11 protein-coding genes are annotated in these 14,249 nt (G+C 64.1%); 6 read left to right on the top strand and 5 right to left on the bottom strand.

Features of this window, described 5'->3' with window-relative positions:
- The first annotated feature begins 64 nt into the window (after window positions 1-64).
- The 3 genes from ASD63_RS06230 to ASD63_RS06220 all read left to right on the top strand — a co-directional run bounded on the left by ASD63_RS06230 (window position 65) and on the right by ASD63_RS06220 (window position 2,500).
- A complete protein-coding gene (locus ASD63_RS06230; RefSeq protein ID WP_034788934.1) occupies window positions 65-808 on the top strand; it encodes a HugZ family protein in 744 nt (247 codons plus the stop codon).
- A gap of 119 nt (window positions 809-927) precedes the next feature.
- Window positions 928-1,272, top strand: coding sequence for a metalloregulator ArsR/SmtB family transcription factor (locus ASD63_RS06225; RefSeq protein ID WP_034788940.1), 345 nt, complete (start codon window positions 928-930; stop codon window positions 1,270-1,272).
- A gap of 190 nt (window positions 1,273-1,462) precedes the next feature.
- Window positions 1,463-2,500 carry a Gfo/Idh/MocA family oxidoreductase gene (locus tag ASD63_RS06220; RefSeq protein ID WP_034788942.1) on the top strand — a complete coding sequence of 346 codons (1,038 nt, stop codon included), beginning with the start codon at window positions 1,463-1,465 and terminating at the stop codon, window positions 2,498-2,500.
- Window positions 2,501-2,544: 44 nt separating this feature from the next.
- Here the strand turns inward: ASD63_RS06220 and ASD63_RS06215 are convergent, their stop codons facing one another.
- The gene (locus ASD63_RS06215; protein WP_051659145.1) at window positions 2,545-3,633 is read right to left on the bottom strand and encodes a Gfo/Idh/MocA family oxidoreductase; all 1,089 of its coding nucleotides are present in this window, start codon (window positions 3,631-3,633) and stop codon (window positions 2,545-2,547) included.
- Window positions 3,634-3,693: 60 nt separating this feature from the next.
- Window positions 3,694-5,946 carry a glycoside hydrolase family 9 protein gene (locus ASD63_RS06210; protein ID WP_051659146.1) on the bottom strand — a complete coding sequence of 751 codons (2,253 nt, stop codon included), beginning with the start codon at window positions 5,944-5,946 and terminating at the stop codon, window positions 3,694-3,696.
- 264 nt (window positions 5,947-6,210) lie between these two features.
- Between ASD63_RS06210 and ASD63_RS06205 the strand changes: the two genes are divergently transcribed.
- Complete coding sequence (locus ASD63_RS06205; RefSeq protein WP_034788948.1) at window positions 6,211-7,536, top strand: aspartate aminotransferase family protein; 1,326 nt, start codon at window positions 6,211-6,213, stop codon at window positions 7,534-7,536.
- A 133-nt stretch (window positions 7,537-7,669) separates the two neighbouring features.
- Window positions 7,670-9,367: an adenine deaminase gene (gene ade / locus ASD63_RS06200; RefSeq protein WP_060528885.1), complete on the top strand. Its 1,698-nt coding sequence runs from the start codon at window positions 7,670-7,672 to the stop codon at window positions 9,365-9,367.
- A gap of 13 nt (window positions 9,368-9,380) precedes the next feature.
- Here ade and aac(6') read toward each other — a convergent pair whose 3' ends face one another.
- Both aac(6') and ASD63_RS06190 read right to left on the bottom strand, forming a co-directional pair.
- A complete protein-coding gene (gene aac(6'), locus ASD63_RS06195) occupies window positions 9,381-9,845 on the bottom strand; it encodes an aminoglycoside 6'-N-acetyltransferase (RefSeq protein ID WP_051659141.1) in 465 nt (154 codons plus the stop codon).
- Complete coding sequence (locus ASD63_RS06190) at window positions 9,845-11,476, bottom strand: alpha-glucosidase family protein (protein WP_034788951.1); 1,632 nt, start codon at window positions 11,474-11,476, stop codon at window positions 9,845-9,847. Before ASD63_RS06190 ends, aac(6') begins: the two co-directional genes overlap by 1 nt.
- Before the next feature lie 174 nt (window positions 11,477-11,650).
- On the opposite strand from ASD63_RS06190, the gene ASD63_RS06185 reads away from it, so the two are divergent.
- Window positions 11,651-12,568 (top strand): sugar kinase, encoded by a 918-nt coding sequence (locus tag ASD63_RS06185; RefSeq protein WP_034788952.1) that lies wholly within the window; start codon window positions 11,651-11,653, stop codon window positions 12,566-12,568.
- Between the two features lie 72 nt (window positions 12,569-12,640).
- Here the strand turns inward: ASD63_RS06185 and der are convergent, their stop codons facing one another.
- Window positions 12,641-14,071 carry a ribosome biogenesis GTPase Der gene (gene der / locus ASD63_RS06180; protein ID WP_034788953.1) on the bottom strand — a complete coding sequence of 477 codons (1,431 nt, stop codon included), beginning with the start codon at window positions 14,069-14,071 and terminating at the stop codon, window positions 12,641-12,643.
- Window positions 14,072-14,249 lie beyond the last annotated feature (178 nt).

Here is a 14,249-nt window from a genome sequence, read left to right as displayed (position 1 = left end):
CGGAGCGTCGTTCCGGGCTTTTTTCGTCCCGGCGACGACCGCATGGCAGGAAAAGGGAAAGACCATGAGCGACAAGCCGAACGTTCTGCGCGACACCGATAACGAAGCCCGCACGCTGGCCCGCACGCTTCTGCGTGGCGCGCGCAGCGCATCGCTTGCGGCGATCGAGCCGGAGAGCGGCGGCTTCCCCTTCGTCAGCCGCGTGCTCGTCGGCATGGATGTCGACGGGGTGCCTGTCATCCTGATCTCGAAACTGTCGACACACACGCAGGCGCTGCTGGCCGACGCCAGGGCCTCGCTCCTGACCGGCGAGCCTGGCAAGGGCGACCCGCTCGCCCATCCTCGCCTGACCGTGCAATGCACCGCCGAACAGGTTGCGCGCGACAGCGAAGCACATACCCGCATCCGCGAGCGATTCGTCCGCCGCCACCCCAAGTCGAAACTCTACGTCGATTTTCCCGATTTCGGCTTCTTCCGGCTGTCGCCGCTGCGTGCCAGTCTCAACGGCGGCTTCGGCCGCGCCTATGTTTTGACCGCCGAAGACCTTCTGATCGACACGCCTGCCATCGCCTCGCTCGCCGCGATGGAGGCGAACGCGATCGATCACATGAATACGGATCATTCTGACGCAGTTCAGCGCTATGCGGTGAAGCTCTGCAAGGCACCGGAAGGCAACTGGAAAGTCGTGGGTATCGACGCCGCGGGGCTCGATCTTGCAGATGGCGATCAGCTAAAACGCCTTGAGTTCCCGACACCTATCGAAGATAGTTCCAATTTACGGGCAATTTTGCGTGAACTTAACGGTTAATCGCTGGAGAGCTACCCCCATTTCTTGCAGTAGGTGGTTGCCCTTTTATGCATCACGACTAATTATCTTGCTTCGTCAACCATAACTACGTGTGATGTAATTTTCGCATGGAGCACGCAATGCAGCCACTTTCGCCTGAAAAACACGATGAAGCCGAGGTAGCAGCCGGTTTCCTCTCGGCCATGGCAAATCCTAAGCGCCTCCTCATCCTCGATTCCCTCGTGAAGGAAGAGATGGCAGTCGGCGCATTGGCCAACAAGGTTGGGCTGAGCCAGTCGGCTCTCTCCCAGCATCTTTCTAAGCTCCGTGCTCAGAATCTCGTCAGCACCCGTCGCGATGCGCAGACGATTTACTATTCGAGCTCATCCGACGCGGTCATGCGGATTCTAGGCACGCTCAATCAAATCTACGGTGACGACCAGAGCGCCACTGCAGAAAAGACTCCGGTCCGTAAATCGGCCTGATATTCGGTCCGCATCTGCGGACCCGTTCGGACAGCCCCACACGAGAAATCGCGCGGGGCTTATTCTTTGGCGGATAGTCTTCCCAGTTTGCACGCGAAAGGTGCCGGCGCTTGCTGGCATTTACCGAGCCTTGAGACTTCCGGGGCACGATGCGCCGCGACAGAATCAGCCGGAAAGCGGACATCGGGATATGCGTGACAAGGTCCGCTGGGGCATCGCCGGAACCGGCACGATCGCAAACAGTCTTGCCTCGGACTTCCGCTTCGCAACCCATGCGAGCCTCGTCGCCGTCTCGTCCCGCAGCGCGCAGAAGGCCGAGAGCTTCGCTGGGCGTTTCGGCGGCATCCGCGGCTATCAGGGCATCGAGGCACTGGCGGCCTCTCCCGATATCGACGCGATCTACGTCGCCTCACCCAATGCTGAGCACTTTCAACAGGCCACCCTCGCCTTGGCCGCCGGCAAAGCCGTTCTCGTCGAAAAGCCGCTGACGACGTCGTCGGCCGACGCGCGCACGCTTGCAAACGCCGCTGCCGCCGGCAGCACCTTCGCCATGGAGGCACTGTGGACCTGTTTCCTTCCGGCGATTTCCAGGGTTCGCGAACTGCTCGCGGCCGGAACGCTCGGCGCGATCCGCCATGTCCGGGCGAACCTCGCCTACGAGAAACCGTTCGACGCCGGCAGCCGGTTCTTCGATCCGGCGCTCGGCGGCGGGTCGATGCTCGACCTCGGCATTTATCCGATCGCCCTTTGCCTCAATCTGTTCGGGCACCCCGGGTCCGTCGATGGCACATGGAAGCGCGCGCCGACGGGCGTCGACAGTTCAGCCAAGATCAAGCTGGCCTATGACGGCTTTGACGCTGAACTGGGCTGCGGCTTCGATCGAAACGGGCACAATCGCTTCGTTATCGAGGGCGAGCGCGGCACGCTGGTTATCGACACGCCGTTTCTGAAGGCAAGCCGCCTCTTCGTTGTCACCGGCGGCGCGGCGCGCAAGCTACTGGCTTTCAACGGAAAAACGACCTGCCGGCTGGCCCGGCATATCCCCCTGCCCGGCCTTACCCGCCACGATCATCACTTCCCCGGGAGCGGCCTGCAATTCGAGATCGAGGCAGCAAGCGCGGCGATTCTCGAGGGCCGCAGCGAACATCCGTTGATGCCGCTATCGGCCAGCATAAAGGCCCTGGAAATCATCGAGACGGTCCGCTCAAGGACACCTGAGGCAGGCTAGTTCTACCTCGAAACGGAACGCAAAACGTGGCCGACGCTGCGCCTCTAGAGGTCGAGCGGACGGTAGTCCCGCCAGCCGCCGTTGAGCGCCAACACCACCTCCGTTAGATGTCGCGCCGTCGCGCCGGAGAAAAACGGTGTTTCGCCGCCTTTGAGCGCCTGCGCCTGCACTGCAATGCCGCGCACGAAATCGATCTGCGACGGAAAGGCCGGAAGCGCACTTGCCGATGGCGCCGTCGGATAGCGCATCTTGGTTCCGGGATAGAGCCGAAGCGGAAGCTTGCGGCCGAGTTTCCACTCCAGCCAGTCGAGCCCGCGATGCAGGAGCGGCCGCTTCGCCCCGAAGATCTCCAGATGGATCGGCGAGCGATTGTCCCAGAGATCGCGAACGGTGATCATGCCCTTTTCGCCGATGATCGTCAGCGAGCGGTCGCGCGGCGCCGCCAGGCCGCAGGTGACCCGCGCCGTCAGGCCGGAGCGGAACGTCAGGCAACCCACGGAAAAATCGGGCCCGAGCGCCAGCGTCTCGGTTCCCGGCCCCTTGTCCGGAAAGGTCAGCGCCGAGACGGCACTGACTTCGGCGACCGGGCCGAAGAGGGAGACAAGCCAGCTTGCTGCATAACCCGCATGTTCGAGCGTGCAGCCGACCTCGAACTCATGCACGCCCGGCCAGCGGGCGCCCGAGCGGCTGCGCCAGGCGCGCCAGTTGGCCTTGAACACCGGGCCATCTTCCATCTCGGCATAGACAAGCCGCGGCGTGCCAATGGCACCGTCCGCAAGCAGACGGGCGCAGAGCGCCTGCGCGTCGCTGAGCCCATTGGCCGGTGCACCGGCCAGAACAAGCCCCTTGGCCCTTGCCAGGTCGACGAGTTCGCTCGCCTGCTCCACCGTCATCGCCAGGGGCTTTTCGCAATAGACGTGCTTTCCGGCCGAAAGCGCCCGGAAATTTACGGTATAGTGGCTCTCCGGCGTCGTCAGATTGACGACGATCGACACCGCGGGATCGGCAAGCACGGCGTCGAGCGAGGCGTAGGGCGAAACCTTCCAGTAGCGTGCGAACGCGTCGAGGCGCTCGGCATCGCGATCCCAGACGCCGGTGAGCCGCAGCTCCGGATGGTTGGCAAGCGTCGTCATGTAATAGTCGGCGACGAAGCCGGTTCCGACAAAGGCAATCAAGGTCACGCTTTCAGTCTCCTATCGCGCGTCGGCCAGGAACGACGCGACGTAAACGAGCGGCGCATTCCAGTTGATGGCGATTTCGTTGGACCCATAGGCTTCGATATCGTCGACATAGCAGGTTTGCGGCGCGCAACCGCGCAGCCGCTCCCTGGCGATGTCATCGACAAAGGTCGAGTTCGGACCGCCGGCAAGCGAACCGACGGGCGGATTTGGCAGCTGCGGATCGCGCTGACGGGCATACCAGCGGCTGTGCTGGTTCTGCGGCGAGCGGCTGCCATAGCCGGTTATGTAGGAAAGCCCCATCGCATTGCGCCCGAGGATGTAGTCCATGCCCTCGCGCGCGCCGTCAAGAAAGACCCTGTCGCCGGAGAGATCGTAGGCGGCCGACAGCACGACGATGTTCTGCAGCATCAACTGGTTCGATCCCCAGTCGTAGCGGCGCTCGTTCGGCCGGTAGACGATACCGAATGGCTCCGCCTGTTGCAGCGACAGCAGGTGCTGCGCGCTCGTGAGCACCGAATTGCGGATCGTTTCCTGATCGACCGCCGGCAGCGCCCTGCCATAAAGGGCGAGTTGCAGCCGCGCGAAGCCGGCAACGTCTCGCCAGTTGAAAGCGCCGCCGGGCGAAAACACATCCGCCTCCCAGAGCGGCGAGGCCCGCAGGGTCTTGAGATATTCGCCGTTGCCGGTCGTCAGATAAAGCTCGGTCGCCGCCCAGAAAAGCTCGTCGGAAATGCTGTCGTCGTCGTAGTCGCCGCCGCCGCCGAACCCATCGGACTTGGGGGCGAGGAGCGCCGGATTGGCATTCGCCGCCACCCACGCCTTGCGCGCCGCCGAAAGCAGCCGCGCGGAAAATGTCGGGTTATGCTCGGCAAAGAGCCTCGCGCCCTGGGCAGCCACCGCCGCAACATCGAGCGTCGCCGCGGTCGAGGGGCGGTAAAGCGCGCGCGGCTGCGGGTCGTCGCCCGGCAGCATAGGTGCGGCGGTCCAAGCCGTATCGTGGATCTTGTGGTGCACCATGCCGGCGAGCGGCTCGCCGTCCGGGACCATCATCCGCAGCAGGAACTCCAGCTCCCAGCGCGCCTCGTCGAGGATGTCCGGAAGGCCATTGCCGTTTTCCGGAATACGCAACAGCCCGTCGCGCATCACCGCCGATGTGGGCGCAAACGTCAGGCCGCGTTCGTAGGCGGCCAGCAGTTGGGCAGCAGCCAGCGCTCCGGTCACCGCATATTTGCCGTGGTCGCCCGCGTCATACCAGCCGCCGGTGACGTCCAGTTGGTAGGAACAGGACCAGCCGCCGTAGAGCGCCTCGGCCTGCGCGCCGCCAAGGCACGTAACCGCCTTGTCGCCCTGGTTCGGCGCGACGCCGACATGGCCGGCCGTCCGGGCATAGGCCTTGCCGGCGATCGCCCCCCTGATCTCGATCCCGCTTCTTTGCGGGTAGAACCAGGACAGCGCATCGACCCGCAACCGCATGTAGAGATCCTCGCCGATCGAAAAGCGGTCGCTTGCCCAGTCGCCGGATACCAGTCGATAGCCGTCGCCCGGCGTCTTGAACGCTGAGAAGTCCGCAACCTGCGTCTCGACCCCGGCCGTCGGATCGAAACCGTGGGGCTGCGTCTTGCCCTTGCCGACGATCCTGTCCGCAGAATCCAACAGTCGAAAATCGATGGGTTGTTTCGCATCGGCGACGAAGGTCGCCCGCTTCGGGCCATCCGTCAGGTAGCCGAGCTGGTTGACGCGAATGGCCGGCCCTTCGGCCGCCCGCCGCGCCGCCGGCGAGGAAACCCCGGTCGCCACCAGCGAGACGTCGTCGAGGCAGACACGGCCGCTCTCGCCGCCGCCAAGCGGAAAAACGAGCTGCGCTTCGTCCGGCTCCTGCCCCGCGAACTCCGCCGAAAAAAGGCTGCCCTCCGGCGTGCCTTCCATCGTGAATTCGTCCACCATGGTCCAGGGATCGGCGGCGCGCTGCACCCTTGCCTGGACGCTGCGCGCCGGCTCGGCGATCACCCTCATCGACAAACGGTAGATGCGACCGGGCTCGAGCTTCAAGCCATTGGTGCCGATGAGTTGGCTCCAGGCTTCACCGCCCCGCGCAGCCTCGACGCAAAGCCGGCCGTTCTCGCGCGCGAACGCCAGCCCGTCGCTCGCCCAGAACGTGTCCTGTCTTTTGTCAAAGTGGCCGTCAGCAATCAGTTCGGCGCCCTTTGCCAGGCCCGGCAGGAAGAGCACGGCAATCGCCGCGTGTGCTATCCCGAACCTCGACACGTTTCCAACTCCGAACTCGCCGGCCGCCCAAAAGGCGCCACGGAGCCGACAAGCCATGGCAGCAGAGCGTTGCCGCAAACAAGTTAAGCTTGAGAAAAGATCCGGCGGCGCGGCGAAATTTCGCTGTCGCCAAGACCCGTCGCGACCTGTCTGGCGGACCGGTGCGAGGCTTGACGCGCCTCGGCGCCCTGATAGTTTGACCAAAGGGTAAAAATTTGGGCGGCAGCACCGCCCGGACGACAAGAGAGACCGAGGAGAACTGGAATGTCGAACCGCCTTAACACGCCGAACGACCTGCGTGCTTTCTGGATGCCGTTCACTGCGAACCGGCAGTTCAAGAAGGAACCGCGCCTCTTCGTCGGCGCCAAGGACATGCACTACACGACCCATGACGGCCGCACGGTACTGGACGGCACGGCGGGTCTGTGGTGCGTCAATGCCGGCCATTGTCGCCCGAAGATCACCGAGGCGATCCGTGAGCAGGCGGGCGAGCTCGACTATGCGCCGGCCTTCCAGCTCGGCCACCCCAAGGCCTTCGAACTGGCAAACCGCCTGGTCGACATCGCGCCCGAGGGCATGAACCACGTTCTCTACACCAACTCTGGCTCGGAATCGGTAGACACCGCGCTGAAGGTGGCACTCGCCTATCACCGCGCCAAGGGCGACGGCTCGCGTTTCCGCCTGATTGGTCGCGAGCGCGGCTATCACGGCGTCAACTTCGGCGGCATTTCGGTCGGCGGCATCGTCTCCAACCGCAAGATGTTCGGCACGCTTCTGACCGGCGTCGACCATATGCCGCACACCCACTTGCCGGCCCAGAATGGCTTCACCCGCGGCGAGCCCGAGCATGGCGGCGATATCGCGACCGAACTCGAGCGTATCGTTACGCTGCATGACGCCTCCACCATCGCAGCCGTCATCGTCGAACCGGTGGCCGGCTCCACCGGCGTGCTGATCCCGCCGAAGGGCTACCTGCAGAAACTGCGCGAGATCTGCACCAAGCACGGCATCCTGCTGATTTTCGATGAAGTCATCACCGGTTTCGGCCGCCTCGGCACGCCGTTTGCCGCGCAGTATTTCGACGTGAAGCCGGATATCATTACGACCGCAAAGGGTCTCACCAACGGCGTCATCCCGATGGGTGCGGTCTTCGTCACCTCCGAGATCCATGATGCCTTCATGAATGGCCCGGAGCACATGATCGAGTTCTTCCACGGCTACACCTATTCGGGCAACCCGATCGCCTCGGCCGCCGCCCTCGGCACGCTCGATACCTACAAGGAAGAGGGCCTCTTGACCCGCGCCGCCGAGTTGGCACCCTATTGGGAAGAGGGCCTGCACTCGCTGAAGGACTGCCCGCATGTCATCGACATCCGCAATCTCGGCCTGATCGGCGCGATCGAGCTGCAGCCGATCGCCGGCGAGCCGACGAAGCGCGCTTTCTCCGCCTTCCTCAAGGCCTATGAGAGCGGCCTCTTGATCCGCACCACCGGCGACATCATTGCGCTGTCACCGCCGCTGATCATCAGCAAGGCAGAAATCGACGAGCTGTTCGGCAAGCTGCGCGCCGTTCTCAACAGCAATATCTAAGCAGGCCTCGTCGAGACCGTCAGAACCCTTTCCCCGGCAACGGGGGAAGGGTTACTCTTATCCGCAACAATGAAACCAAGCGTCGTCCCGCCGAGAGAGCATCCGGGGCGCGTATAAGAAATGGAGTTGCCTCATGTCCGAAGCGCTGGAACGCTATATCGATCAGGGCGTTGGACGCGAGCCGGCTGACATCGTCTTGAAGGGCGGGCAGTTCTTCGATCTCGTCACTGGCGAACTGGTCGCCTCCGACATCGCGATCTCCGGCGACCGCATCGTCGGCACCTTCGGCAGCTACGAGGGGCGCGAGGAAATCGACATCACGGGCCGCATCGTCGTGCCCGGCTTCATCGACACCCATCTGCACATCGAATCCTCGCTGGTCACGCCGCACGAGTTCGACCGCTGCGTCCTGCCGCTCGGCATCACCACCGTCGTCTGCGATCCGCACGAGATCGCCAACGTGCTCGGCACCGAGGGCATCGAGTATTTCCTGGATTCGGCGCTCGAGACGATCATGGACATCCGCGTCCAGCTCTCCTCCTGCGTGCCGGCGACGCATCTCGAAACGTCGGGCGCCGACCTGCCGATCGAACGTCTCCTGCCCTTCCGCCACCATCCGAAAGTCATTGGCCTTGCCGAGTTCATGAACTTTCCGGGTGTTGTGCACAAGGACCCGGTCTGCCTCGCCAAGCTCGATGCCTTCCAGGGCGCCCATATCGACGGTCATGCTCCACTGCTTTCGGGCAAGGACCTGAACGGCTATCTGGCAGCCGGCATCCGCACCGATCATGAATGCACCAGCGCTGAAGAAGCCATGGAGAAGATCCGCAAGGGCATGCACATCCTCGTGCGGGAGGGCTCGGTCTCCAAGGACCTGCATGCGCTGATGCCCATCATCACCGAGCGGCTGTCGCCGCACCTGGCGCTCTGCACCGACGACCGCAACCCGCTCGACATCGCCGAGCAGGGTCACCTCGACCATATGATCCGCACGGCGATATCCGCCGGCGTCGAGCCGCTGGCGATCTACCGCGCCGCCTCGATCTCGGCCGCCCGCGCCTTCGGTCTGCGCGACCGCGGCTTGGTCGCGCCCGGCTGGCGCGCCGATCTCGTGGTCATCGACAGCCTGGAAAACTGCAAGGCCGAAACGGTGTTCTCCGGTGGTCGCCGCGTCACCGACGCGCTCTTTGCCACCCGCAAGACGGTCGCCCCCGTCGGGCTCGACAGCGTCAAGGCCGGCCAAGTCCATGCCAGCGCCTTCGGCATTCCGGTCGCAGACGGCGACACCTCGGTCATCGGCGTTCTGCCCGGCAAGATCATCACCGAGCACCGCCGCTACCGCCTGCCGGCGGTCGGCAACCAGACCGGCGTCGATCTCGGCCGCGACATCATCAAGGTCGCCGTCATCGAACGCCACGGCGTCAACGGCAATCATGCCAATGGCTTCGTGCAGGGGTTCGGGCTGAAGAAAGGCGCGATCGCCTCGACCGTCGGCCATGACAGCCACAACATCTGCGTCGTTGGCGTCAACGACGAGGACATGGCGATCGCCGCCAACCGGCTCGGCGAGATCAAGGGCGGTTTCGTCGTCGTCGAGGACGGCAAGGTGACCGGCGAGATCGCGCTTCCGGTCGCAGGCCTGATGAGCCTCGAGCCCTATGAGAGCGTCCGTGACACGCTGCACGACCTGCGCCACGCCGCCTTCGCGCTCGGCGCAACGCTGGAGGAACCCTTCCTGCAGCTCGCCTTCCTGCCGCTGCCGGTCATCCCGCATCTGAAGATCTCGGATCGCGGGCTGGTCGATGTCGACAAGTTCATGCTGATCGGGTGATTGGCGGCGGCACTCAGTTGTCGGCCACGGCGGGCGCCAGTTCCTTGCGGAAATAGACGACGCGCTCCGTCTCCTCAAAGCCAAGCGCCATGTGCAGGCTTTGGCTCCTCAGATTGTCGGTCGCCGTGTCGGAGGCGAGTTCCTGGCAGCCCCGGCTTGTCGCCCAGCGTTCGACCGCGGTGATCAGGGCGCGCGCCACGCCGCGACGGCGGTAGGCGGGCAAGACGTAAATGCCTTCGAGGAAGCCGACGGGCGAGGTCTCGCAGCCGTTGACGTAATCGTGGCGGATCGACGCTTCAGCGAAACCGGCAGCGACGCCGGCTTCGTCCTCGCAAAGGAACGAAGCGTAGCGGTCGCCCTCCGCGAGACTGGATTCGACTTCGGCGCGATGATCCGCCGCCGGTGTATCCGGCCAGAGCGCCAGACGCATCTCGACCCAGCGGCCGATGGTTTCGCCATCCATCAACAATACGCGCATCAGAACTTCCCTGAGAAGGCCGACAGTCCGGCAACCCTGATGCTACCGGCTTCAGGCCGTGCCGGATATCCGGGCAATTCCAGGGGCTCAACCGCCGACGGCGCCAGAAACTCCAGCGGTTCCCGGGTGAGATTGAAGACGAAGAGCAGCCGCTCGCCGTCTTTCTCGCGAACAAAGGCCAGGAGATCGCTGTTCGTGTCGAGGAACCGCATCGTGCCATCGCTGAGTGCCGGCTGCGATCGGCGGAAGGCGAGCGTCGCGCGATAGTGATCGAGCACCGTGTCCCCGGTTTGCTGGGCGTCGACCGAAAGCCGCCGATGATCCTCGGGCACCGGCAGCCACGGCTTGCCGGCGGTAAAGCCGGCATTGGCCGCCGCGTGCTCCCAAACCATCGGTGTGCGGCATCCGTCGCGGCCCTTATAGGAGGGCCAGAAACGGATGCCATATGGATCGCGCAGATCCTCGAAAGCAAGCTCCGCCTCCGGCAGCCCCAGTTCCTCGCCCTGATAAAGGCAGATCGAGCCGCGCAGGCTGGAAAGCAGTGTGATCGCCAGCCGCGCCACCCTCTCCCGCTCCGCTTCATTGCGGGCAAAGCGGCTGACATGGCGCGTCACGTCGTGGTTGGAAAAGGCCCAGCAGACCCAGCCGTCGGTCACCGCCTCCTGGAAGTTCTCGACGCAGCGGCGGATATGGGTCGCGGTAAAGTCCGGCCCCAGGAGGTCAAAGGTATAGCACATGTTGAGCTTGTCGCCGCCGCTGGTATAGGCGGCCACGGTCTTCAGCGAGCGGGCGCCGTCGCCCACCTCGCCGACGGTCATGCGGCCTTCGTAGCGATCAAGCAATGCCCGGAACCGCGCGAGGAAGGCGATGTTTTCCGGCTGGCTCTTGTCGTGGAGATGGTCCTGCATGCCGTAGGGGTTCACGTCGGGCGCATCGTTGCTGGTGGCATCCGGATCCGGCACGAGCGGCGGGTTGTCCCGCAAGTGCTTGTCGTGGAAGTAGAAGTTGACCGTATCTAGACGGAAGCCGTCGACGCCCCGCTCCAGCCAGAAGCGGGCAGCATCGAGCACCGCGTCCTGAACTTCGGGATTGTGAAAGTTGAGGTCCGGCTGCGAGCCTAAGAAGTTGTGCATGTAATACTGCTTCCGCACCCCGTCCCATTCCCAGGCCGGTCCGCCGAAGATCGACAGCCAGTTGTTGGGCGCTGTGCCGTCCGGCTTAGGATCGGCCCAGACATACCAGTCCCCCTTCCCGTTCGTTCGGCTGGAGCGGCTCTCGACAAACCAGGGATGGCGATCGGCGGTGTGGGAGATCACCTGGTCGATGATCACTTTCAGGCCAAGACGATGGGCCTCGCCAAGCATCTCGTCGAAATCGGCGAGTGTTCCGAACATCGGATCGACGTCGCAGTAATCCGAGACGTCGTAGCCCATGTCGGCCTGCGGCGAGGTGAAGAACGGCGACAGCCAGATCGCTTCGACGCCGAGCGAGGCGATGTGCGGCAGCCTGCGGGTGACACCCTTGAGATCGCCGATGCCGTCGTCGTCGGTATCCTGGAACGAGCGCGGATAGACCTGATAGATCACCGCACCGCGCCACCAATCGTCACCCGATACCTGCCGAGACGCCATGTAAGCCCCCTGAAGACGGTCTGTCGCGCAAAGGTGTAGCGTTGCCCGGCGCCGGAGTAAACGCCATTCACCGCCACGCACGGATCGCCACCAAACAGCCGGAAACTATCTCTTGCCGAGAACGATCGAGACCCTTATCCCGTCTCAGACGAAATCTTGTGAGGAGGAAAGTCGTTGGCCGGAAAGATGCTTGCGATCGGAGAGTGCATGGTCGAGCTCATGCAGGCGGAAGGCGGGCTCTTGCGCAAAGGCTATGCCGGCGACACGTTCAACGCCGCCTATTATGCGCGGCTCTTCATGCCTGCTGATTGGACCGTCGCCTATTGCTCCGCCGTCGGCACCGACACGGTTTCCGACGAGATGCTGGCCTTCATGGCGGAAAAAGCGATCGACACCTCGGCCGTCCGTCGCATCGAGAACCGCTCGGCAGGCCTCTATATGATCCATCTGAAGGACGGCGAGCGCAGCTTCTCCTACTGGCGCTCGCACTCGGCTGCCAAGCTGCTTGCCGACGACGCCGAGCACCTCAGACGCGCAATCGAAGCCTCCGACCTCATCCTCTTCTCCGGCATCACGCTGGCGATCCTTGCGCCCGATGCCGTAGAAACGCTGCTGTCGGAACTGCGCCGCGCCAAGGCTGCCGGCAAGACGGTGGTCTTCGACCCGAACATTCGCCCGCGTCTCTGGGACGATGCCGAGCGCATGCGCCGCACGCTGACCGACGGTGCCCGCGCCGCGACCCTGGTGATGCCGAGCTTCGACGACGAGATGACCCATTTCGGCGATGCATCGATCGACGCGACGATTGCCCGTTACAAGAGCCTGGGCGCCACCAACCTTGTCGTCAAGGATGGCGAGAAGGGTGTGACGCTCGCCTTCGGCGATGCCCCGGTTGAGCATGTGCCGGCGACCCCGGTCGAGCGCGTCGTCGATACGACCAGTGCCGGCGACAGCTTCAACGGCGCCTTCGTCTCCCGCCTGGTGGCGGGCGACAAGCCAGCCCAGGCCGCCGCCCTTGCGGCAAGCGTCGCTGCCGGCGTCATCGGCCATCACGGCGCGCTCGTGGCGCGGGAGAAGCTGCCTGCCGCGTGAGCGGCGGGGTCACTTTTCAGGAACTTTAGGAAGGATGCAGACGGAAAGCCTGTTTGGTTTTCCGCTCCCTCTTTAGCGGCGCTTCTTCGCCTTGGACTCGTACGGGTTGTCGCCCGAACGGAAGTGCATGCGGATCGGCACGCCCGGCAGGTCGAAATCGTTGCGCAGGCCGTTGATCAGGTAGCGCACGTAGGATTCCGGCAGCGCGTCCGGCCGCGTGCAGGAGATCATGAAGCCCGGCGGGCGCGCCTTCACCTGGGTCATGTACTTGAGCTTGAGCCGGCGACCGGAAACGGCCGGTGGCGGATGCTGAACCGTCTGCGATTCCAGCCAGCGGTTGAGCCGCGCGGTGGAGATGCGGCGGTTCCAGGTCTTGTCGGTCTCGATGATCGCCTGCATCAGCCGATCGAGGCCGTAGCCGGTGTGACCGGAAATCGGCACGGCACGGATGCCGCGGGCCTGCGGCAGCAGCCGCTCGGTCTTTTCGCGAAGATCGGCAAGCACCGCCTGCCAATCCTCGACCAGGTCCCACTTGTTGAAGGCGAGAACGGCCGCCCGGCCTTCGCGCAGCACGAGGTCGACGATCTGCAGATCCTGCTTCTCGAAAGGGATGGTCGCGTCGAAGACGATGACCACCGTTTCGGCAAAGCGGATCGCCCGCAGGGCGTCGGCGACCGAGAGCTTTTCGAGCTTCTCCTGAACCTTGGCCTTGCGGCGCATGCCGGCAGTGTCGAACATCTTGATGGTGCGACCGCGCCAGTCCCATTCGACCGAGATGGAATCGCGGGTGATGCCGGCTTCCGGGCCGGTCAACAGCCGGTCTTCGCCGAGGAAGCGGTTGATCAGGGTCGACTTGCCGGCGTTCGGCCGGCCGACGATCGCCACCCGCAGCGGCTTGGTCTCGTCATAGGCGGTCTCCACCTCTTCGTCTTCACCGTCGTCCTTGAACGTGGGGCGCAGATCGATATCGGTTTCGGCCACGTCGTCTTCCGGCGGGTAGGCCCGGTCTTCGCCGATCGCAGCGACGATCGCGTCGCGCAGATCGAGCATGCCCTGGCCGTGTTCGGCCGAGATCGGGCACGGCTCGCCAAGGCCAAGCGTGAAGGCATCGTAGAAGCCACCGTCGGAACCGCGTGCTTCCGACTTGTTGGCGACCAGCACCACCGGCTTGCCGCGGCGGCGCAGCATTTCGGCAAGCGTCTCGTCTGCCGGCGTCAGGCCGCCCTTGGCGTCCACCAGGAACAGCGAAAGATCGGCTTCGTCGATCGCGGCCTCGGTCTGCGCCCACATGCGCCCCTGCAGCGTGTCGGGTCCCGATTGCTCGAGACCGGCCGTGTCGATGATGCGGAAGCGCAGATCGATCAACTTGGCGTCCCCCGGGCGACGGTCGCGGGTGACACCCGGCGTATCGTCGACGAGCGCCAGCTTCTTGCCGACCAAACGGTTGAACAAGGTGGACTTGCCGACATTGGGACGCCCGACGATGGCGACGGTGAAGCTCATGGATCTATCCGTTTCCGCTTGGAGCGCTGCTGCCAACAAGGCGGCTGCGCTCATAAATTCGTTTTCTGCCGCATCGGGCAGCGACAGTCCCAGCAGGAACTGTTCCGATTGTACTCGGCAATCCCGAACGCAAAACCGCTTAAGCACTTTTGCTGGAACTGCTTGCCTTGTCTCTCAC

It is taken from the genome of Ensifer sp. Root558 (assembly GCF_001427045.1).
Classification (GTDB): Bacteria; Pseudomonadota; Alphaproteobacteria; order Rhizobiales; family Rhizobiaceae; genus Ensifer; species Ensifer adhaerens.
Note: the sequence above shows the minus strand (reverse complement) of the source record. Positions and strands in the feature narration are given on the sequence as shown.